Raw genomic sequence first — 19,308 nt, 5'->3', positions numbered from 1 at the left:
AGGTGCGGAAACACCGGAGAGCACACGCCTGTCTCAGGCACGTGTGTGCGCAGTCTGTGTCATGTCCGCCGCGTGCTTCAAGATCGAGTAAATGGGGGGGATGCCGCCGAAGTGACATGCCCCACAGCACAGTTGTGGCTAGAACGCCTCTGTCGGCAACCTTTGGTCCGGTATCGGAAACCCCGTCACATTCGATGCCATAGCAACTCCCCCAAAGGGGCAGGGAGGGTGATAGCGCCCACGTGCTGCCACGGTTTCGTACTGCTCATAACACTTTCACAACTCCTCCATCTATGGACGCTCTGTGATGATCGTGTAATCGTGTCCGCGCTTGTGCCCCGCGGCCTGCTGAACGGGGGGCTGCTGTGCTGTCCCCCATCCGCCTGGTTCACACGGGAGTAGACCGTCGTGTCCGCGTCGCCGCCTCGTCTTCTCAGCCCTTTCGTGCGCACACGCACCAGGCTGACCCTGACTCTCGGCCTGGTTCTGGCCGCTCTGACCGCTTCTCTCCTGCCCTGGTGGCAGCCCCAGCCTGCGCCAACGGCGCGGGCCGACAGGGCGACGGACACAAAGCCGGCCTCGACCGGTCCGCGTGACGAGGCCGCCGCCGTCGCCGAGGCCCGGCGTACCCGCAAGCAGGTGCTTGTCGACACCGCGACCACGCCCACCGAGCTGACCTGGGCGTTGCCGAACGGGCAACTGCGCACCCGGATAGACGCGGTGGCGCAGCGCGCGAAGAACGCCGAGGGCCGGTGGGCCCCGATCGACAACAAGCTGACGCGGACGGGGAAGGCTCCCCGCAGGCTCGGCATCGCGCCGGTCAACGCCGCCGTACCGGTGCGCTTTTCCAGTGGCGGCGCCGGGAAGGGCCGTACGGACCGCTCGTACACGCGTGCCCCACAGCCGGGTGAGAGCGTCCTCGCCGAGATGGACGTCAGCGGCCACACCATCACCTACACCTGGCCCGGGCCGCTTCCGGAGCCCGTGCTCGACGGTCCGCGGGCCCTCTACCCCGAGGTACTGCCGGGCGTGGACCTGCTCCTCGTCGCTCGCGAGGAAGGCGGCTTCGGGCAGCTTCTCATCGTGAAGACCCGGGAAGCGGCGCGGCAGCCGGCGCTCAAGGACCTTTCGTACGGGCTGCGTTCGCGGACGGCCGTGTTCCGCCACGACAAGGCCCACGGGCGGGTGCTGATCCTGGATGCGAAGGGTACGGAGATCACCTCGGTCCCGACGCCGTTCGGGTGGGACTCCAGCGGCCGTGACCCCGAGCTGCCGGATGCCGAGGCGGCGCCCCGTACCTCCACGGCGACGTCCGCGGACGTGCTGAGGCTCTCCGGCCTGAGCGGCATCGAGCCGGGCGCCCGGCAGGCCCCGGTCGCGGTACACCTCGAAGGGGACAACACCGGTACCGCCCGTCTGCGCCTGGACGCCGCCGGCACGGGCCTGTTCACCGGCGAGGACGTGAAGTTCCCGGTGTTCATCGACCCGACGATCAATCCGGGCTGGCTGGCGTGGACGGTCGCCTACCGCCCCTACCCGAACAGCAGCTTCTACAACGGCACCAACTTCAGCTCCGGTACTTCCGACGCCCGCGTCGGCTACGAAAGCGACACCGGTGGTCTGGCCCGGTCGTTCTGGCGCATGGGCTTCTCCGCCGGCCTCAGGGGCGCGACGATCTCCTCGGCGTGGTTCAAGGTGCTCAACAACCACTCGTGGTCCTGCACGAGCCGTGAATTCCAGTTCTACCTGACCGGCCCCATCTCGTCGGGTACGACATGGAAGGCGCAGCCGAGCTGGTCCACGCTGCTGGAGAAGAAGCAGTTCGCGCACGGCTGGTCCTCCGCCGACTGCCCGGACGAGTACGAGAACTTCGACGTCAAGGCCGCGGCCCAGAAGGGCGCCGACAACGGCTACTCCAACCTGACATTCGGCATGAGGGCCAGCAGCGAGTCCGACACCCAGACCTGGCGCAAGTTCAGGGCCACCTCCGCCACGCTGGAAGTCACCTACAACCGCAACCCCACCGAGCCCACCGACGGTGAGACCACGCCCGGGGGCGACTGTGTCGTGGGTGCGCCAGGTCGTACGGTCGGCAAGACCAACCTGGTCCTGAAGGCGAAGGCCACCGACCCCGACGGCAACCTCAGGGGCCTCCGTTTCCGGTTCTGGAAGGCCGGCACGACCACACCGTCGGGCACACTCGTGACCAACCTGTCCAGTGGCTGGGCCTCGACGACGATCCCGGCCACGAGCCTGGAGGACAAGGCCACCTACAACTGGGACGTGCGCGCCGAGGACTCCGCGTCACCGGCCGGCGTGTCCTCCTATTTCCCGCCGGGCACGGCCCCCTGCGCCGTGACGGTCGACGGCTCGGCCCCGCCGCCGCCGACCGTCACGAGTGAGGTGTTCAAGAAGGCCACCGCCGACGGCGCGACCTGGGCGACGGTCAAGTTCGGCGGCAGCGGTGCCATCACCTTCGCCTCCGAGGGCGCGGCCAAGTTCCGCTTCGGCTTCGAAGGCCTGAACTACACGGACGTCACGGCGACCAACGGCATCTACACCAAGACCGACCTGTCGCCTCCGCACGCCGGTCCGAACTGGCTGCACGTCTTCTCCCTCGACCAGGTCGGCAACGTCAGCGCGCGCACCGACTACGCCTTCTACGTGCCGCCCCGGGACGAGGCCGACGGCCCCGGCGACCTGAACGGCGACAAGAACGCCGACCTGCTCGTCATCGACGCCAAGGGCAACCTGCTCTCCTATCCCGGTGGCCCGGACGGCGAGCTGTACGAGGGCATCGCCGGCTCCTACACCACCGACAGGAAGCTCAACCCACAAGGCCACTGGTACAAGGCCAGCACGGGAGAGGCGGCGCTCATCAGCCACTACCAGGACGTCTACCCCGGTGACGGCTCGACCGACCTGTTCGCCCGTACCCCCGACGGCCAGTTCTGGCTCTACCCCGGCGACGGCTACGGCACCTTCAACGTCGACGACCGGCTCAAGATCCGGCTGCCCTCCAACGCCCCGGCCCCTTCGACCTGGACCCAGCTCAAGGCGGTCGGTGATGTCACCGGTGACAAGCTGCCAGACGTGTTCCTGCGCGCCGGAGCATCCTTCTGGGCCCTGGTCGGCTACACGGGAGCGACCTTCCAGCAGGCGGTCGAGATGAACCCCGACGCCTGGGCCCGCCGTGACCTCGTCAACATCGCGGACATCGACCTGGACGGTACACCGGACCTGCTGTGGCGCAATCTGGACGCGGGCAACCTGTACGTCCGCCACGGCAAGCCCGGCCCGGTCGCCGACAGCGTGGACCTCAACTCGCTCACCACAGCGGCCAACTCCCGTGACGGCGACGTCCCGTACGGCACGACCTGGACCGAGGCCAACGTCTCGGCCGCCATCGGCATCCCCGACGTCAACCGCGACGGGATTCCCGACATCTGGGGCCGCTTCGCCTCCGACGGCCATATGAGCGTGTGGCACTCGTCCAAGACCAGCGCCAACGGACCGTTCAGGACGGTCATCCCGGACAACTGGAATGGTGTCAAGTCCTTCGGCTGACCACCGGTCATTGTCCTCCTCGTACCGGCGCAACCGGAACGGCCTGGGGGCGCGGTGGCTGTGCGGCACTGGCTGCGGGCCGGGCGGGGTGGGTCAGGTGCTGTGCAGCAGGAGCATGAAGCCGTAGTCCATGTGGAGCTGCTGATGGCAGTGGAACAGGGAGAGTCCCGGTTGGTCGGCGGTGAAGTCGAAGTCGAGGGTCTGGTAGCCGCCGAGCATGACGACGTCCTTGTGCAGACCGCTGGTGGGAGTGCCGGCGATGTGGGTGATCTCGAAGGTGTGGCGGTGCAGATGGAGGGGGTGGATGTCGTCGGTGGCGTTGCGGAACCGCATCCGGTAGCGCCTGCCCCGCTCCACCTCGATCACCGACTTGTTGGTGTCCATGGAGAAGGGCACGCCGTTGAGGGTCCAGACGTTGAATCCCTTGTCGGCGGCGTTGCGTTTCTCCACCAGTAGGTCGAGGGTGTGGTCGGGCCGCTGGGCGGTGGCACCGGTGCGGGCGAAGGTCCGGTAGTCCCACGTGGTTTTCGGTGGTGCGGTCCATCGCGCGGCACCGGTGCGGTCGGCGTACTCGACTACGGTGCCCATGCCGGCGTTGCGGTCGTCGTCGGCCAGGTCTCCCAGTACCCATACGCCCGGTTGGTCCATCTCCACCAGGGCCGAGACGCGTTCGGCGGTGCCGATCCACAGCACCGGCACGCCGGCCGGGCGGGGTACGGGGTTGCCGTCGAGGGCGACCACGGTGAAGGTGTGGCCGGGCAGGGCGAGGCTGCGGATCTCGGTGGCGCTGGCGTTCAGGATGTGGAACAGCACACGCTGCCCGGTCCTGACCTTGATCGGCTCGCCGTGGCCCAGTTTGCGGCCGTTGACACTGAAGGCCCGGTAGCCGACCTCGTAGCCGTGCGGCAGGCCCCGGGCGAGCGAGTCGGCCATCGCCTTCTCACCCTTGCGTTTCAGCTCCGGCACCTCGGAGCCCGCGAGAAAGTCCTGGGCCATGTCCCCGCCGTGACTGAGGGACGGCTCGAACTCCTTCAGTGTCAGGAAGACCTCCTGGTCGTAGGCCCCCGGATCGATTTTCGGCTCGATGTAGACGGGACCCGCCTGCCCGGTGTAGGTGCTCCGGCTGAGGTCACCGAGTGCTGCCACGTGGGTGTGGTAAAAGCGGAAACCGGCTGGTCCGGGCGTGAAGGACAGGCGCCGCATCCCGTGTGCGGGAATGAACGGGGTGCCCTCCTCCGAAGCCCCGTCCACCTCCGCGGGAACCACCTGGCCGTGCCAGTGCAGCAGCTCGGGAACGCCGGTGTCGTTGTGGACGTCGACCACGACCGGACGGCCTTCGGTGAACCGCAGCAGCGGACCGGGGAACTGCCCGTTGTAGGTCGTGGTGGAGACGACCGTGCCCGGTGCGAGTTCGACCCGCCCGGTCGCGATCCGCACCGTGTAATCCGCCTTACGCAACGCCCCGGGCCGCGCGGCCAGCTCCGTAGAACCGCAGGAGGAGAGCACGCCGGTGCCGCCCCCGGCCAGCAGCGCGGAGCCCCCCAGCTTCAGGACATCACGACGGTTGATCGGCACAGCTCGCTCCCTTCCCGGTCCCACAACGCGCCCAGCCGATACCCCAGCCGATACCAAGGACCGCACACCTCGCTGATGCGAGATTCGCTGCATAATTCCCATGAGCGACGCCATGATTCCGGCATCACGGATCGAGACCACCCAAACGCCAGCACACAGCACTGTGCGCGGGCGCATGCCGCGACTGCGAGCGGCTGCTCGCCTTCACGCTGAACTGCCGAATGATCTCAGCGCTGCGGCGACCGCCCTGGCGGCCACGATGTCCCACGCGGGTACCCTGCTGCGGGAGTTACGGGTGACAGGGACGAGTGGACGCAGTTTCAGCCGGGGGTAACGTGGTGCGCAGGCTCAAGGTGGTGGTCCCGGTCCTCGCCCTGGTGGCGGTGGCGGCGGGGTGTTCCTCGTCCGAGGGCGAGGACGAGCAGCGGCTGACCAGGCTGCGGGAGAACTACTGCCTGTATCTGGGGACGTGGCAGGAGGCGCGGAACGCCGCGGCCACGGTCACGCCGGAGTCCACAGCGAACGAGGAGGCCGAGCTTGTCGGTCAGGACGTTTTCGTCGTGATGCGACCGCTCCGGGACGAGACCGTCAGCGGAGGCCGCACCTTGGGGGAGGAAACGGTGTTGGCGATAAACAACGGTGACGGCAACGCGGAGGCGCACGTCGTGCGGTACTGCGACGATGCCGGCTTCGAGACGCTGACCCGCTAGTTTCCTGATGCGGATGCTCTGGGAGGCAGATCCACGGCCGCACGATGTTCGCGAGTTCTGACGGCGTGGCACAGCGCATCTGAGGGTCCTCGAATCGCCACCGCCCATCGGTACCCGGCCGGGAACGGTGCCGGCCGGTGGGAAAGGGCGCTCCTCGTCAGGTTTCCGGCAGAGGTCTGCGGCGGACGCGGAGGCCGATGGCGGCCGACAGCACCACCAGGCAGGCCGTGAAGACCAGCCCCGCGTTCTTCAGCCCCAGTGCCAGGGTCAGTGCCCCGACGCCGACCACGGGCAGGGAGATTCCCAGGTACGCCACGACGAAGTAGGCGGAGATGGTGCCGCCGCGCTGTTCGGGCGGCGCGGCGGCGCTGACCGCGGCCAGACCGGCACGGAAGGCCAGTCCGTGGCCGAGGCCGCCGCAGAACGCGCCCAGCACCAGCAGTGGCAGCGACTCCACCGCCAGGGACGCGCCCACCAGCAGAAGGCCGAGGACCAGGAAGAGGCATCCGCCGGGCAGCGCGCGGCGGATGCCGACCTTTCCGAGCAGCGCCTGTCCGACCGTGGAGGCCAGGAAGACCGCGAAGACGACGGCCCCGGACACGGCCAGATTGTGCTCGTTGAGCGTCTGGGAGAGAAAGGCCGGCGCCACCGCCAGGAACAGTCCCAGCAGCGCGAAGCCGACGAACGCGGCGAGCGCCGACGGCGCGAACACCCCGTGCACCCCGGGCGGCACCGTCAGTCCCCGCGGTCTGAGCCGTGGCCACCGCACCGGGTGCCGGACGGTCTCCGGCAGGAGCCAGGTCAGTACGCACGCCACGGCCACCAGCGCGAGATTCACCAAGTAGGTCAGCCGCAACGGCCAGGGCGCGTACTCGGCGAGCAGACCGGACAGCAGCGGCCCGCAGCCCAGACCGCCCATACCGGCCGCGGTGGCGACGAGGGCTGCCCGTGCCTCGCGCCCCGGTGCGGCCAGTTCCAGCACCGCGGCGGTGGCGGTGCCGCTGAGCAGCCCGGCGGCGAGGCCCGACAGCAGCCGGCCGGCGAACAGCAGCGGCAGGCCGCCCTCGAAGAGAAAGCAGAGGGCGCTGGCGGCGGAGAGGCCGAGGGCGACCAGCAGCACCGGCTTGCGCCCCGCCTCGTCCGAGTAGTCGCCCGCGAGCAGCAGTGTGGCGATCACCCCGATGGCGTAGACGGCGAACACCACGGTGACGAGCAGTTCCGAGAAGCCGAGTTCCTCCCGGTAGAGGCCGTACAGCGGGGTGGGCAGGGTCGTACCGGCCATACCGATGGCGAACACCACCGCCGCGGCCGGACCGCCGAGCCACCGCCCGGCTTCGCTCGTGCGAACGATCACATCAGCCACCGTACAAGCGGACGGACGGCGCCGCCTCGCCCACGGCCCCTTCCGTGTCCGTGTTGGCCCGGAGGACGGCGGCGCTGCCGGGCAGGTCGTGTTGCGGAAGTTACGCCTGGCTCGCGCCGCCCGGCACGCACACTGCTGCGTCGGGGGAGCGGACGGCGCTGCTTTCGCAACACGCCCTGAGCACAGCCGGCGCGCCGGTGATCTGCCCGGCTCACCGGCTGTGCTCATCTCACGCCGGACCATGCGCGGCGGCCTCGTACCTCAACCTCACGCTGTCCGGCGCGCCGCCGCCAGTCCCACGGTCCTGCTGTCAGGCCCAGGGATCGAAGGGGATGCCGGACGGCTTGGAGGCATTCAGGAGGTTCCGGAAGCGGTCGTCCTTGTCCGTGGTCTTGATGGTGGCCGACCCGAAGTCCGCGTTGTTCAGGCGGTCCCGCAGAGAGGTGCTGGGCCAGCCGCTCCAGTCCACGATCGGGGGGTAGCGCCAGTTGTGGTAGTGGTTCTCCGCCGGCTCGTCGTTGCTGTTGGCGAGCCGGAAGAAGTGGGTCCCCAGCCCCTCCTTGTGGTAGACGACCTTGGGGTGGGAACCGTCGAAGCGTACCTGCGAGCGCGGGTAGGTGACCTGGCTGGAGTGCTGCGTGGTCGTGACGTATTCAACCTGGTTGGACGCCTGGTTGATCCACGAGATCACGTGCTCGAAGTCGTGGCGGTGACCGCCGAGTCCGCTGCCGGGGAGGGCCTGGTCCTTCTCGAAGTAGCTGGCGTACACGACCGCGCACCAGCCGTTGTTGCACTTCGAGCGGGCGTACGTCTGGGTCCGGTCCAGGTCGGACTGGTCACGGCAACTGCCGTTGACCGCGCCCGAGGTGTTCAGACCGGGATTGAGCGTTCCGTCGGGCGAGATGGCGGCGACGGGGTAGCAGCCATCGCCGTCGTAGTCGTACGCGGGCGAGAACGACTGCTCGTAACCCCCGGCGTTCTGGGGCAGGTTCGGCAGATTGTCGGCGTGAGCCACTGACGTCGGCAGCACGACAGTCAGGACCGTGGCGCCGAACAGCGCCCCCAGCCAGGACCGCTTCCGCTTGAAATACGCCAGAGCCGACCGACCCGCTCCGGGCGATGACAAATTGTCCATGTCCGTCCTCTCGGATGACTCAGCGAGCAGCCGACGCAGTGCCGACGCGGCCGCCGAGTGATGGCTACCGAGAGAATCCCCGCCGGGAGTGTCCATGACAGGTTCTCCTGAAGACCACTCCGGTGAACCGCTCCTGAATAAGATCGACCCCCACTGTGGCGGCCACAGTCCTTATTTCACCCAGGTCAGACTTTTGCGATGTACGGGCCAACACGGAAGCCCGCTCGGCATCGTGACGCCGGGCGGGCTCCGCCGGACAGGACGGGACGGGACAGGACGGGCGCCCGGCACGCAGAGGCTCACAGGTCGACGAGGACCTCGGTCGTCGGTGTCGCGCAGCAGATGAGGGTGTTGCCGGGGGCGGGCGGTTCCAGGGGCGGGGTGGTGTAGTCGACGGCGCCCGAGATAAGAGGGGTGACGCAGGTGTGGCAGACACCCGTACGGCAGGACCAGCGAGTTGGGATGTCGCATGCTTCGGCGAGTTCCAAGAGGGAGTTGTAGACCGCTGACCAGGGCGCCGAGATGCCGCTGCGGGTGAAGGTGACGAGCGGGCCGGAGCCGGGCGGGCCCGGGGGCTGGTGTGGGCGCGCGGCGGCAGCCGCCGCGGCTGCGATGCCGGGGTTGATGGGCGTCCGGGCGCCGAACAGTTCGGTGTGGATGCGCTCACGAGAGAAGCCGAGGTCGTGCAGGGCCTTGCCGAGGTCGGCCATGAAGGATTCAGGCCCGCACAGATAGACATCGGCGTCAGCCGGAATCCCCAGGGCGGCAAGGGCGTCGGGGTCCAAGTGCCCGTACGTCACGTCTGCTTGCCGCCCGGCCCGGGCGCCGTCGGGGGGTGCCGTGTAGAAGATGTGCTGGTGCGCGTCGGGCAGTTGGGCCAGGAGGCGGCTGGATTCGTCGGCGAAGGCGTGCTGTTCGCGGTTGCGTGCGGTGTGGATCCACCACACGGGCTGCGGGGCACGTTCGGAGGCCAGTCGGTACAGCATGGCGAGTACGGGGGTGACGCCGATGCCGGCGGAGAGCAGCACGACGGGGTCGGCGCCCTCTGCGAGCACGAATTCCCCTCTGGGGCTTGCGACGTCCAGGAGCGTCCCGGGGCGCACTCGGGTGTGGAGGTACGTGCTCACCAGACCGTGGGCCTCGCGCTTGACGCTGATGCGGTAGCTGCCCGTACGCAAGTCGTCCCTACCACCCGAGTCATCCGTACCACCCGGGTCGTCTGTTCCCGCTTCGTCCGTTCCCGCTTCGCTCGTACCCGAGTCGTCCCTTCCCGGCGCGGAGGACAGCGAGTAGCTGCGTACCGGAGCGGGCTGGAGGCCGTCGGTGATACGGATCGCCAGATACTGGCCCGGTCGCGCCGCGGGCAGTGGCTGCCGGTCGGTGGGTTCGAGGTAGATCGAGGACACTGTGGGGGTCTCGGGGACGACGCGGGCGACGCGCAGCGGTTTGAACCCCGGCCACCGGGTGGTCCCTTTCTCGGGCTTGGGCGGGGCCACGGCCTGATCGGCGGCCTCCGCCAGCTCGTTGAAGGACTTCCGCCAGCCGGGGCTCAGGGCCGGGATGGACCGTGCGGTACGCAGCTTCGCCGGGTCGCGGCCGGGGAGGTAGAGCAGGGCGTCGATGTCGGCGACGCTGAGCGCCCCCGGCCCGGTCCGGGTACGGATGATCTCGTCGCCGGCCTGGACACGGCCTTCTTCGATGACGCGCAGATAGAAGCCGGGGCGGTGGTGGGCGACGAGCAGGGAGGCCATGGCGGGCACCCCCAGGCGCATTCCGACCCGATAGCAGGTGACGCGTGGCTGGGTGACTTCGAACTCGGCTTCACCTATCCGGTAGCGGTCGCCGATGCACACCTCGTCGTCGGCGAGCCCGTCGACGGTGAAATTCTCGCCGAAATGACCGAACCGCAAATCATCGCGTTCGAGCTGTTTCCGCCAGTACCGATAGGAATCCAGTTGGTATACGAGCACTGCCCGGTATTCCCCGCCGTGCCCTTCCAGATCCCCCTGACCGTCGCCGTCGATATTCAGACGCCGTACCATCCGGGGGCCCTGGACGGGTACTTTCCATACCCCGGTGTGGACGGTCCTGCCCTGCCAGGAAACATCCTTGGGCATACCGACATTCACCGAAAGCAGCGTCGCCATCACGCTTCTCCTGAGTGGGCGGATCGGCCGGGAACCAGCCGCTCGTAACACATCACCGGTCCCCCGTGCGGCGCGTCGGGCAATGACGCGGCCCGTCAGACGATGACGCGGCCGAGGAAGTCACGGATGTGCTCGGCGATGATCTCCAGATGGCTTTCCAGGGCGAAGTGCCCGGATTCGACGAGGTGGATCTCGGCCTTGGGCAGGTCCCGCTGGAAGGCACGGGCTCCCTCGGGGCCGAAGATCTCGTCGTTCGCGCCCCAGACCGCCAGCAGCGGCACCTGGGACTCGCGGAAGTACTGGTGGACGGCCGGATAGCGGTCCACGTTGGTGGGATATTCACGGAACAGCTTGAGCTGGATCTCGTCGTTGCCCGGCCGGTCGAGCAGCGCCTGGTCGTGGACCCAGTTGTCGGGGCTCACGAGGCTGAGGTCGGCCACGCCGTTCACGTACTGCCAGCGCGTGATCTCCGCGGTCAGCGCGGCGCGTACCGGTGCTTCGGTCTTGGGGCCGGGTGACTGGGCATAGGCGAACAGACCGTCCCAGAAGGTCTTGACGAAGCCGTCGGTGTAGGCGTTACCGCTCTGCGTGATGATCGCGGTGATGCGCTGCGGGTCCCGCAGCGCGAGCCCCCAGCCGATGGGGGCGCCGTAGTCCTGTACGTACATGGCGAACCGGTTGACGTTCAGGTGGTCGAGCAGCCCGGCGGTGATCTCGGTGAGCGCGTCGAAGGTGTACGGGAACTCGTCCAGGCCCGGCATCGCCGACTGGCCGAAGCCGATGTGGTCGGGGGCGATGATCCGGTAGCGGTCCGAGAGGGCCGGGATCAGATTCCGGAACATGTGCGAGCTGGTCGGGAAGCCATGGAGCAGTACGAGAGCGGGTGCCTTCGGGTTGCCCGCCTCCCGGTAGAACACGTCCAGGCCGTTGACGGTGACGGTGCGGTAGTGCACGGGAAGTGCCATGGGACTGCCCTTTCGATTGATTCACGCGGTTGATTCACGCGGTTGGCTGATGCGGTTGGCTGATGCGGTTGCACACCAACACCTATATGCCCAACCTTGCACCAAATTCCGATAAATAAGGCAGTTTTGGGGCGCGATCAGGTGTCCCGGGGGTGGGTGCGTCCGTAGTGGCGGGCGACTCGGGCCCGGTTGCCGCAGATGTTGCCGACGCACCACTTACGGCGCTTGTTCTCGGCGAGGAACAGCATCGAGCAGTCGGAGCTCTCGCACCTCCGCAGGAGCGCCAGCCGCTCGGAGCCGGCCAGTAGGCCGATCACTTCGCCGGCGATGGCCGCGAGCGCGGCGTTCCCGCCGTGTTCGATGTGCCAGCGGGTCTCCTGGCGCATTCCTTGCCCGGAGGTGACCAGGCGCGGGCTGCGCGGAACCAACGACGCGGTCGCGTTGATGTCCTCCACCGAGGCGGGGTCCGCCTCGCGCCCCTCCACATGGGCGTCGAGGACATCGCGGATGGCCGTACGCAGTCGCCGCACCGCGGCGGCAGCGGGAGCCGGGCCGGGCGGCAGGCGACGCGCCTGGATGCTCCACCAGACCGCCCCGGCGGCGGGGTCGCCGATCAGATCGACCGGCGGGTCCTTGACCGTCATCACCGTGTCCGCGAGGTCCAGCGCGACCAGCGGCTCCCCTCCCATGGGGAAGCCCGCCGCCTGTAGCTCCTCGACCGTCACGTTAATGTTCACTGCCGGATAATACCCATTAGGTGAAGTGGCGTCCAGCGAGCCGCAAACTCATGTGACCTCGGCCAGATCCACCAGTTGGATCACTGCGCCTTCTATACCTAATGCACATAGATCCATTTATGCATTAGACAGTGCCGGGTCGCGCGGTGGTCCACCGGGGTGCATCGTGGAGCAGGGGGCAGCCTCGGACCCGTCGACGGAAAGGAACCGCCATGGGACTGTCATGGCAGCAAGGCCCGCTGTCCTCCAGCCGGATCGGACGCTTCTTGACGCCTGATCCGCTGCCCGAGCGGCTGCTGTTCGCCGAGCCGCTGCGCCGGCAGATGCGTGTGCTCTTCAACGGCGAGTGGATCGCCGACAGCGAGGACGTGGTCCTGCTGCACGAGCCCGGGCGTTACCCGGTGGCGTACTTCCCGCGTGGCGACGTGCAGCCGGACGCGCTGACAGCGAGCGACCGGATCACCTCGCACAAGGAACTGGGCGACACCGCCTGGTACGCCGTACGGGCCGGTGACCGCACCGCCGAGCGAGCGGCCTGGGAGCTGACCGGCCCGCCGGAGTACGCGGGCGAGCTGAAGGGCCGGATCGCGTTCGCCTGGCGGGCGATGGACGCCTTCTACGAGGAGAACGACCGGATCCTGGGGCACGCCGCCGACGCGTACCACCGCATCGACATACGCGGCACCTCCCGCACGCTGGAGGTCCGTTCCGAAGGCAATGTGGTGGCCCGCTCCGAGCACCCGATGGTGCTGTACGAGTCGGGATTCGCGCCGCGCTGGTACGTACCGCGTTCCGACATCGACGAAAGCAGGCTGCGTCCCGTTGAAGGGCAGACGTTCTGCCCGTACAAGGGCGTGTGCGACTACTACGACATCGACGGCGCACACCGCGCGGCATGGACCTACCGCAACGCGTACACCGAGGTCGGCCGCGTCAACGACATGGTCTCCTTCGAGCCGGACAGCGTCGAGGTCCTCCTGGACGGAAAGCGTCTGGAGCTGGAGCCGGGGCAGCAGGTCGTTCCGCACGGCGTCGACCGCGATCTGGATACCACCGAGGCCGGCACGCACTGATCCGTCATCCGCCGGGCGGAGAAATCAACACCGGGAATTCAACACCGTGAAACGAGCGCCGAGAAGACAGCGCCGAGAAAAAGGAAATCAAAAGGAGACCGTCATGGCAGCGTCCCTGCAGAACAAGACCGTGCTCGTCGTTGGCCGCGGCAGTGGACTCGCCCGGGCTGTGGTCGACGCCGCGGTCGCGGCCGGTGCGCGTGCGGTCGCGGCAAGCCGGGACCGTTCCACACTCGAAATGGAATACAAAGGCACCGACGTGATCACCAAAAGGGTCGATCTGACCGACGAGGACTCGATCGCGGCACTGGCCGAGGACCTCGGCAGCGTCGACCATGTCGTCTCCGTCGCTTCCGCCAGGGCACGCGGGAAAATCAGTGAACTGAAGCCCGAGGCAATTGTCCTCTCCTTTCACACCAAGGTCGTCGGGCCGATCATGCTCGCCAAGCACTTCGCACCGAAGATGCCCAAGGACGGATCCTTCGTACTCTTCTCAGGAGTCGCCGCTCTTGAGCCCGACCCCGGATATCTCGGGGTCGCCGCGACCAATGGATCGGTCAACACCGTCGTCCGCTCGCTCGCAGTCGAACTCGCACCGATCCGGGTCAACGCGATCTCACCGGGCGACATCGACACCGGCGCCTGGGACAGTCTGGGCGAACAGAAGAAGGCGGAGATGTTCGCTCGCCTGTCGAAGAAGAACCCTTCGCGCCGTGTCGGCACCACCGAAGACATAGCCGAGGCGGTCGTCTTCGCGATGACGAACACCTTTATGACAGGCGTCTCACTGGCCGTCGACGGTGGCCAGCCCCTCGTCTGACTCCCCGGGTCCTGTCCCGCCTTCCGCGCGCACCGGGTCGTACCGCCGCACCGGGTCGTACCGCCACCACCAGGCGATGGACTCGACGGGCAGAGGGGTGGGGTCGGTGTCGCTGGGGACGTCCGCGAAGCCCGTGAAGGTGACGGGGACCGCGCCGTCCGAGCGGAGGTAGCGCGGGAACGCGGCGGCTTCGATGTCCCAGGCCAGGGACCCGCGGATGTAGTGGTCGAGCAGGAGGCAGTAGCGCTGGAGCGGCGGGTCGCCCTCGGCCCGTATCTTCCGGCCCAGTTTCAGGTACAGCACCATCACCCGGTCCCGCAGTGCCGTCGCCGTCACCATGGCTTCGTCGAGGGGCAAGCCGTACTGGGCGCTGACCACGTCGATGAGGTTGTTGCCGTCGCCGGTCCGCTCGCGTTCCTTCACGCAGGCGAAGAAGTCGGTGTCCCAGCACACGATGGTCGCCGCCATCTCGGTGAGGGCGTGCACATCCCGGCGTGCCTGTACGGCGGGCGGGAGGGTGAGGTGCTCGAAGGCGGCGGGGAGGCGGGGGAAGACCATGCCGCCACCACCGTAGAGGCGCGCCACCGCGTAGGAATTGAGGTCCGGGCGGATGGAGCGCGCAGCGTTGCCCGACTTCCGTAGTTCGATCATGAAGTAGTTACGCATCCACTCGGTGAACCGGTCTCCCTGGACCGGTGAGGCGAAGGCGTCGAGCCGTATCCGGATGTCGCGCAATGCCATGGCGTACCGGTCATCCGGGTCAACCGGATACTCGGGTATCTCCATCGCGCGGTGCATACGGCTGAACGCGTCGGCCTGCTCGCCGGGCTTGAAGCGCATCGGACCTTCGTCGCAGAATTCGTCATCAAAGGCGAAGGCCCAGGTACAGAAGTCGGCGAAGACGTTCAGGAGATCCTGCGACGGACAGAGCGGCGCCATGAACGCGGCAAGCCGGCCGCAGCGTGTCGAAGCCATCCGATTCCGCTGGACCGGGTCGGAATAGAGGCCGAACTGATCGAGCCAGGAGACGGTGTGCGCGTCCGCCTCGTCCCCGCCCGGATGGATCACTTCAGGCAAAGGGCAGTAGAACTTCGGCAACCGCGGGGCTACGGACGGCGATTGCGCACTGCTGACCATGGAATGCCCTTCGTCAGGAATCTGGGATACGGATGTGAACTCAGGCCTGCCCGCCGCCGGCGCTCCGACGGGCGATGACGCTGAATACGGACGCCTTGTCCGTACGTAACGCCGCGCCCCAGCTCTCACAGGTCACCCGGAGTTCGTCGAGTGCCTTTGTCACCTGCTCCGGTGCGAGGCCGCCGATATTGGTCCGGACCTCGTCGAGCCACCGGATCACCTCGCCACTGGACGGAAGTTCGCGGAGGTCTCGCACCATCAGGCCGTGCCGGTCGAGTACCTCGGTCAGATAGCCCGGCGTCTTGCGATAACCGCAGGCCAGACGGTCCGCCTCGTCGGCAACGGCGGAGGCGTAGGTGTTCAGAGGTACGTTGTACAAGCTCTCGGAAATGACAACGGTGCCGCCGGGACGCACACGCGGAACCAGTGCGCGCATCGTGGACTCCAGCACGTCGTACGAGAAGTGCGTGATGCTTCCGCGCGATATGACGAGGTCGTACGGCTGGTCCGCGTCGGGGAGTTCCCCGATGTCCTGCGCGTTGCACAGATACAGCCGCACCCGGTCCGACAGCCCCAGCTCCGCGATGCGGCGTGCCGCGTAATGGACTTGAGCGCCGCTGATGTTGACGCCGTCGAGCCGTCGGCAAGCAGGGAACATCCGCGCGAGGTGTTCCAGGGCCGTCCCCCAGCCGAAGCCGATATCGAGGATCCGGTCCATGGGAGCGCTGTTCGGCGAGACCCCGGCGAGACCGAGCTGTTCCTCGAAATACGCGCGCCCGGCGTCGTCCAGCGATCGCTCCGAGGGTCCGTCCGAATCGTAGACACCGAACTGGAACCACAGGTCCGTGCCGATCGCCCGCTGCCACAACTCGGCGGAATCAGCGTACGTTTCCTCGACCCGGCCCCGGTACGGATCGGGTAAGCCGCCCGGCACGACGTAGAAAGCACGCTCACCGACTCGTTCTTCACGGATCACAAGAACCTCCAGGAGTGTCAGCTACCGCTCCACACTCGCGCGTGATCACGCGCCGGCGTGAGTCCTCCGCACGAAAGGACTCGTGCACGCGTTGAATCGGATCGCGTGGCGAGGCTCCGTGGGGCGCGGTGAACGGTGTGATGACGGTGTACTGCCGTCCGGTGTCCACGGTGACGGTCAGATCACGCAGGGCGGCCTCGGACCAGCCCTTGGCCGCCGCGGTCCTGCCGGAGCCGCACCGGTCCTGCCGGAGACGCGGCCCCGTCGTCCTGGCTTGGTAAGGTGCCGCCGAAAACCGGTCGCAAATTACACAAAAGGCATTTTTCTGGTCTGGGCGCATGCCCTCCCCGCGCCGGAGAATGCGGAGAACGGGAGCGGATCGTGAGTGACGCAGTGGGAGCCTCCGCGGAGAACACCTATGACGTCGTCGTCATCGGCGCGGGGCCCGTCGGGCAGACCGCCGCCGAGCGGGTGCGGGCCGCCGGGCTGAGTGTGGCGGTGGTGGAGAAGGAGCTGGTCGGCGGCGAGTGTTCGTACTGGGCGTGCATTCCCAGCAAGGCACTGCTGCGGCCGGTGGTCGCCATCGCGGATGCCCGTCGGGTCGACGGTGCGCGCGAGGCGGTCAGCAGTTCGATCAGCGCCCCGGGGGTGTTCGGCCGGCGCGACCGTTCCGTGGCGAGCTGGGACGACGGCGGACAGGCCGACCGGCTGGCGGGCATGGGCGCCGAGCTGGTACGCGGACACGGACGGCTGGACGGGCCGCGCCGGGTCGCCGTCACCCCCGCCGAGGGCGCGCCCGTCGTTCTCACCGCCCGGCACGCCGTGGCCGTGGCCACCGGCAGCGACGCCGTACTGCCCGAGCTGCCCGGTCTCGCCGAGGCCCGGCCGTGGACCAATCGCGAGGCCACCGACTCCAGCACCGTGCCCGCACGGCTCGCCATCGTCGGCGCCGGAGGTGTCGGCGTGGAGATGGCCAGCGCCTGGCAGGGATTGGGGTCCGCGGTCACTCTGCTGGTCCGCCGCTCCGGTCTGCTCCCCCGGATGGAGCCCTTCGTCGGCGAAGTGGTCGCCAAGGGGCTGACGGAGGCCGGAGTGGACGTACGCGTCAATGTCTCCGTCACCGGGCTGAGCCGTCCCGGCTCCACCGGCCCGGTCACCCTGACGCTGAGCGACGGCGGCCGGCTGGAGGCCGACGAGGTGCTGTTCGCCACCGGCAGGAGCCCGCGCACCGATGACATCGGACTGGAGACCGTGGGCCTCACCCCCGGGGCCTGGCTGAAGACGGACGAGACCTGCCGGGTACGGGACGTCGAGGCGGGCTGGCTGTACGCGATGGGCGATGTCAACCACCATGCCCTCCTCACCCATCAGGGCAAGTACCAGGCCCGTATCGCCGGCGATGTCATCGGCGCCCGCGCCGCCGGGCAGCCGCTGGACACCGCGCCATGGGGCGCCCATGCCGCCACCGCCGACGTCCACGCCGTACCGCAGGTCTTCTTCTCCGACCCGGAGGCGGCCGCCGTCGGTCTCTCCGCCGCACAGGCCGAGCAGGCCGGGCACCGGGTGCAGGTGGTCGATGTCGACCTCGGCGATGTCCCCGGGGCGTATCTGTACGCCGACGGCTACCAGGGCCGGGCGCGGATGGTCGTCGATCTCGACCACGGTCATCTGCTCGGTGTGACCTTCGTCGGCCCGGGCGTCAGCGAACTCCTCCACTCCGCCACCGTCGCCGTCTCCGGCCGGATCCCCGTCGAACGCCTCTGGCACGCCGTCCCCTGCTTCCCCTCGATCAGCGAGGTCTGGCTGTTCCTGATGAAGGCGTACCGGGACACGAAGGCGCACCAGGGCTGAGCGGCGCGACCGCGGAGGTACGGAGAGAACCCGCGTGACGGCGCGTCAAGGGACCCGCGTGCCCGCGCGGCTGCGCACAGGGGTCCGGCTGTTCATCCTGGCCGCCGCCGCGCTCGTGACGGTGGGGGCCATCGGCCGGTCGCTGGAGTGGGTGCTGCTCACCACGACCCTGGGCCCGACGGCGTACATCCTGCTCGCGCACCCGCACACGGAGGCCGCCCAGGTCCGCAGCTCGGTCCTCGGACACACCTGTGCCGCCGCCTCCGGGCTGCTCTGCCTGGCGGTCTTCGGCCTGTGGCGCTATCCGTCCATCGCCGAACAGCGGACCGACACCTGGCGGCAGATCGGTGCCGAGGCTCTGGCGGTGGGGCTGACGCTCTTTCTGCTCGTCCTGCTGAACGCCCATCACCCGCCGGCCGCCGCCACCGCCCTGCTCATCACCTCGGGGATCGCCCGGCCGGGACCGCCGCTGTACGGCATGCTCACGGGCCTCGCCCTGCTGATCACCGCGGCCGCCCTGCTGTCCCATGTGCCGTTCCCGGCGAAACGGCGGCGAGCGGAGAAGGACGGCTGAAGAAACAGTGCCAGGCCGCCGTGACCCGTCTGGAGAACCACACCTGCCCGGCGGCCTGAGATCAGCTCTTCTCGTCCTCGGGCTTCGTCCAGATACGGCTGCTCAGGTCGGTGCCCCGCAGCACCTGTACGCGCCAGGGGTCGATCCGCAGGACGTGGTACTGCGGGTCGGCGGGGCCGCCGCGCCAGAAGTTGTACGGGTCGTACCCCACACCGGGCGGGCTGCCCTTCTGGTACAGCTCCCAGGCGTAGGTCTTGGTCTCCATGTCCTCCGCCCAGGTGGAGACGCTGTCGACATAGACCGCGTTCTGGCGCGGGCTCCAGTACGCGTAGGTCGTGTGCGGGTTGTTGGCCAAGTGGGCGACCTTCACCGGGGTCTTGTAGGCGGCGAGCCAGCCGACCGGATTGCCGTCCACGACCTCCCAAATCGGCAGCAGCACCCGGGCACGCGGGCGGGACTTCTTGTCCACCGTAATCATCGTGCAGTAGCGAATGTCTTTGATGTATTCGAAGAATTTGTCCGCGAGCTCGGAAAACGAGTCGACCTTGGCGGCCATGCGGGCTCCTGTCCGCTAGCAATTAACCTGAACTGAAAGGTGATGCGTAGAAGGTCACACCGAAACCAGCATGCATCGGCCACAAGGGTCCTGGAAGAGGGCACTTTGAAGTCACCTACTCA

General features: G+C 68.2%; 15 protein-coding genes. 6 read left to right on the top strand and 9 right to left on the bottom strand.

The annotated features are described in order from the left end of the window. Positions 1–444 precede the first annotated feature (444 nt). Entirely contained in the window at positions 445–3,567 is a 3,123-nt protein-coding gene (locus ACFU9P_RS20805) for a DNRLRE domain-containing protein (RefSeq protein WP_384082930.1), read from the top strand. Between the two features lie 93 nt (positions 3,568–3,660). Here the strand turns inward: ACFU9P_RS20805 and ACFU9P_RS20800 are convergent, their stop codons facing one another. Beyond that, a complete protein-coding gene (locus ACFU9P_RS20800) occupies positions 3,661–5,142 on the bottom strand; it encodes a multicopper oxidase family protein (RefSeq protein ID WP_384082927.1) in 1,482 nt (493 codons plus the stop codon). A 338-nt stretch (positions 5,143–5,480) separates the two neighbouring features. On the opposite strand from ACFU9P_RS20800, the gene ACFU9P_RS20795 reads away from it, so the two are divergent. Next, positions 5,481–5,852 carry a hypothetical protein gene (locus tag ACFU9P_RS20795; RefSeq protein WP_384082924.1) on the top strand — a complete coding sequence of 124 codons (372 nt, stop codon included), beginning with the start codon at positions 5,481–5,483 and terminating at the stop codon, positions 5,850–5,852. 157 nt (positions 5,853–6,009) lie between these two features. On the opposite strand, the gene ACFU9P_RS20790 is transcribed toward ACFU9P_RS20795, so the two are convergent. The 5 genes from ACFU9P_RS20790 to ACFU9P_RS20770 all read right to left on the bottom strand — a co-directional run bounded on the left by ACFU9P_RS20790 (position 6,010) and on the right by ACFU9P_RS20770 (position 12,199). Then, on the bottom strand, positions 6,010–7,134 hold the full coding sequence (locus ACFU9P_RS20790; protein WP_384083487.1) for an MFS transporter: 1,125 nt from the start codon (positions 7,132–7,134) through the stop codon (positions 6,010–6,012). A 391-nt stretch (positions 7,135–7,525) separates the two neighbouring features. Continuing rightward, the gene (locus tag ACFU9P_RS20785; protein WP_376372907.1) at positions 7,526–8,350 is read right to left on the bottom strand and encodes an NPP1 family protein; all 825 of its coding nucleotides are present in this window, start codon (positions 8,348–8,350) and stop codon (positions 7,526–7,528) included. A 299-nt stretch (positions 8,351–8,649) separates the two neighbouring features. Continuing rightward, positions 8,650–10,497 carry an MOSC domain-containing protein gene (locus ACFU9P_RS20780; protein ID WP_384082919.1) on the bottom strand — a complete coding sequence of 616 codons (1,848 nt, stop codon included), beginning with the start codon at positions 10,495–10,497 and terminating at the stop codon, positions 8,650–8,652. A 95-nt stretch (positions 10,498–10,592) separates the two neighbouring features. Further along, a complete protein-coding gene (locus tag ACFU9P_RS20775; protein WP_384082917.1) occupies positions 10,593–11,462 on the bottom strand; it encodes an alpha/beta fold hydrolase in 870 nt (289 codons plus the stop codon). Between the two features lie 137 nt (positions 11,463–11,599). After that, positions 11,600–12,199: a CGNR zinc finger domain-containing protein gene (locus ACFU9P_RS20770; protein WP_384082914.1), complete on the bottom strand. Its 600-nt coding sequence runs from the start codon at positions 12,197–12,199 to the stop codon at positions 11,600–11,602. 212 nt (positions 12,200–12,411) lie between these two features. On the opposite strand from ACFU9P_RS20770, the gene ACFU9P_RS20765 reads away from it, so the two are divergent. Continuing rightward, positions 12,412–13,272, top strand: coding sequence for a DUF427 domain-containing protein (locus ACFU9P_RS20765; RefSeq protein WP_384082911.1), 861 nt, complete (start codon positions 12,412–12,414; stop codon positions 13,270–13,272). 103 nt (positions 13,273–13,375) lie between these two features. Next, positions 13,376–14,092 (top strand): SDR family oxidoreductase, encoded by a 717-nt coding sequence (locus tag ACFU9P_RS20760; protein WP_384082908.1) that lies wholly within the window; start codon positions 13,376–13,378, stop codon positions 14,090–14,092. On the opposite strand, the gene ACFU9P_RS20755 is transcribed toward ACFU9P_RS20760, so the two are convergent. Both ACFU9P_RS20755 and ACFU9P_RS20750 read right to left on the bottom strand, forming a co-directional pair. Further along, positions 14,057–15,160, bottom strand: a complete 1,104-nt coding sequence (locus tag ACFU9P_RS20755; protein ID WP_384083484.1) for a hypothetical protein — start codon at positions 15,158–15,160, stop codon at positions 14,057–14,059. The two genes, ACFU9P_RS20760 and ACFU9P_RS20755, sit on opposite strands and share 36 nt — an antisense overlap. A 109-nt stretch (positions 15,161–15,269) precedes the next feature. Next, on the bottom strand, positions 15,270–16,205 hold the full coding sequence (locus ACFU9P_RS20750) for an SAM-dependent methyltransferase (protein ID WP_384082905.1): 936 nt from the start codon (positions 16,203–16,205) through the stop codon (positions 15,270–15,272). 381 nt (positions 16,206–16,586) lie between these two features. Between ACFU9P_RS20750 and ACFU9P_RS20745 the strand changes: the two genes are divergently transcribed. Continuing rightward, positions 16,587–18,056 (top strand): dihydrolipoyl dehydrogenase family protein, encoded by a 1,470-nt coding sequence (locus ACFU9P_RS20745; RefSeq protein ID WP_384082902.1) that lies wholly within the window; start codon positions 16,587–16,589, stop codon positions 18,054–18,056. A gap of 34 nt (positions 18,057–18,090) precedes the next feature. Next, on the top strand, positions 18,091–18,630 hold the full coding sequence (locus ACFU9P_RS20740; RefSeq protein WP_376372882.1) for an HPP family protein: 540 nt from the start codon (positions 18,091–18,093) through the stop codon (positions 18,628–18,630). A gap of 61 nt (positions 18,631–18,691) precedes the next feature. On the opposite strand, the gene ACFU9P_RS20735 is transcribed toward ACFU9P_RS20740, so the two are convergent. Continuing rightward, the gene (locus ACFU9P_RS20735) at positions 18,692–19,186 is read right to left on the bottom strand and encodes a pyridoxamine 5'-phosphate oxidase family protein (protein ID WP_217309442.1); all 495 of its coding nucleotides are present in this window, start codon (positions 19,184–19,186) and stop codon (positions 18,692–18,694) included. Between the last annotated feature and the right edge of the window lie 122 nt (positions 19,187–19,308).

Origin of the sequence: Streptomyces sp. NPDC057617, assembly GCF_042800555.1 — a bacterium.
In the GTDB taxonomy this organism is placed as follows: Bacteria; Actinomycetota; Actinomycetes; order Streptomycetales; family Streptomycetaceae; genus Streptomyces.
This window is presented reverse-complemented; position numbering and strand designations above follow the sequence as displayed.

What these genes read in the sequence shown, in the direction of transcription:
- ACFU9P_RS20785 (WP_376372907.1), bottom strand. Translation starts at nt 8,350, where the DNA reads ATGGACAATTTGTCATCGCCCGGAGCGGGTCGGTCGGCTCTGGCGTAT.
- ACFU9P_RS20765 (WP_384082911.1), top strand. Translation starts at nt 12,412, where the DNA reads ATGGGACTGTCATGGCAGCAAGGCCCGCTGTCCTCCAGCCGGATCGGA.
- ACFU9P_RS20780 (WP_384082919.1), bottom strand. Translation starts at nt 10,497, where the DNA reads ATGGCGACGCTGCTTTCGGTGAATGTCGGTATGCCCAAGGATGTTTCC.
- ACFU9P_RS20735 (WP_217309442.1), bottom strand. Translation starts at nt 19,186, where the DNA reads ATGGCCGCCAAGGTCGACTCGTTTTCCGAGCTCGCGGACAAATTCTTC.
- ACFU9P_RS20775 (WP_384082917.1), bottom strand. Translation starts at nt 11,462, where the DNA reads ATGGCACTTCCCGTGCACTACCGCACCGTCACCGTCAACGGCCTGGAC.
- ACFU9P_RS20760 (WP_384082908.1), top strand. Translation starts at nt 13,376, where the DNA reads ATGGCAGCGTCCCTGCAGAACAAGACCGTGCTCGTCGTTGGCCGCGGC.
- ACFU9P_RS20790 (WP_384083487.1), bottom strand. Translation starts at nt 7,134, where the DNA reads ATGGCCGGTACGACCCTGCCCACCCCGCTGTACGGCCTCTACCGGGAG.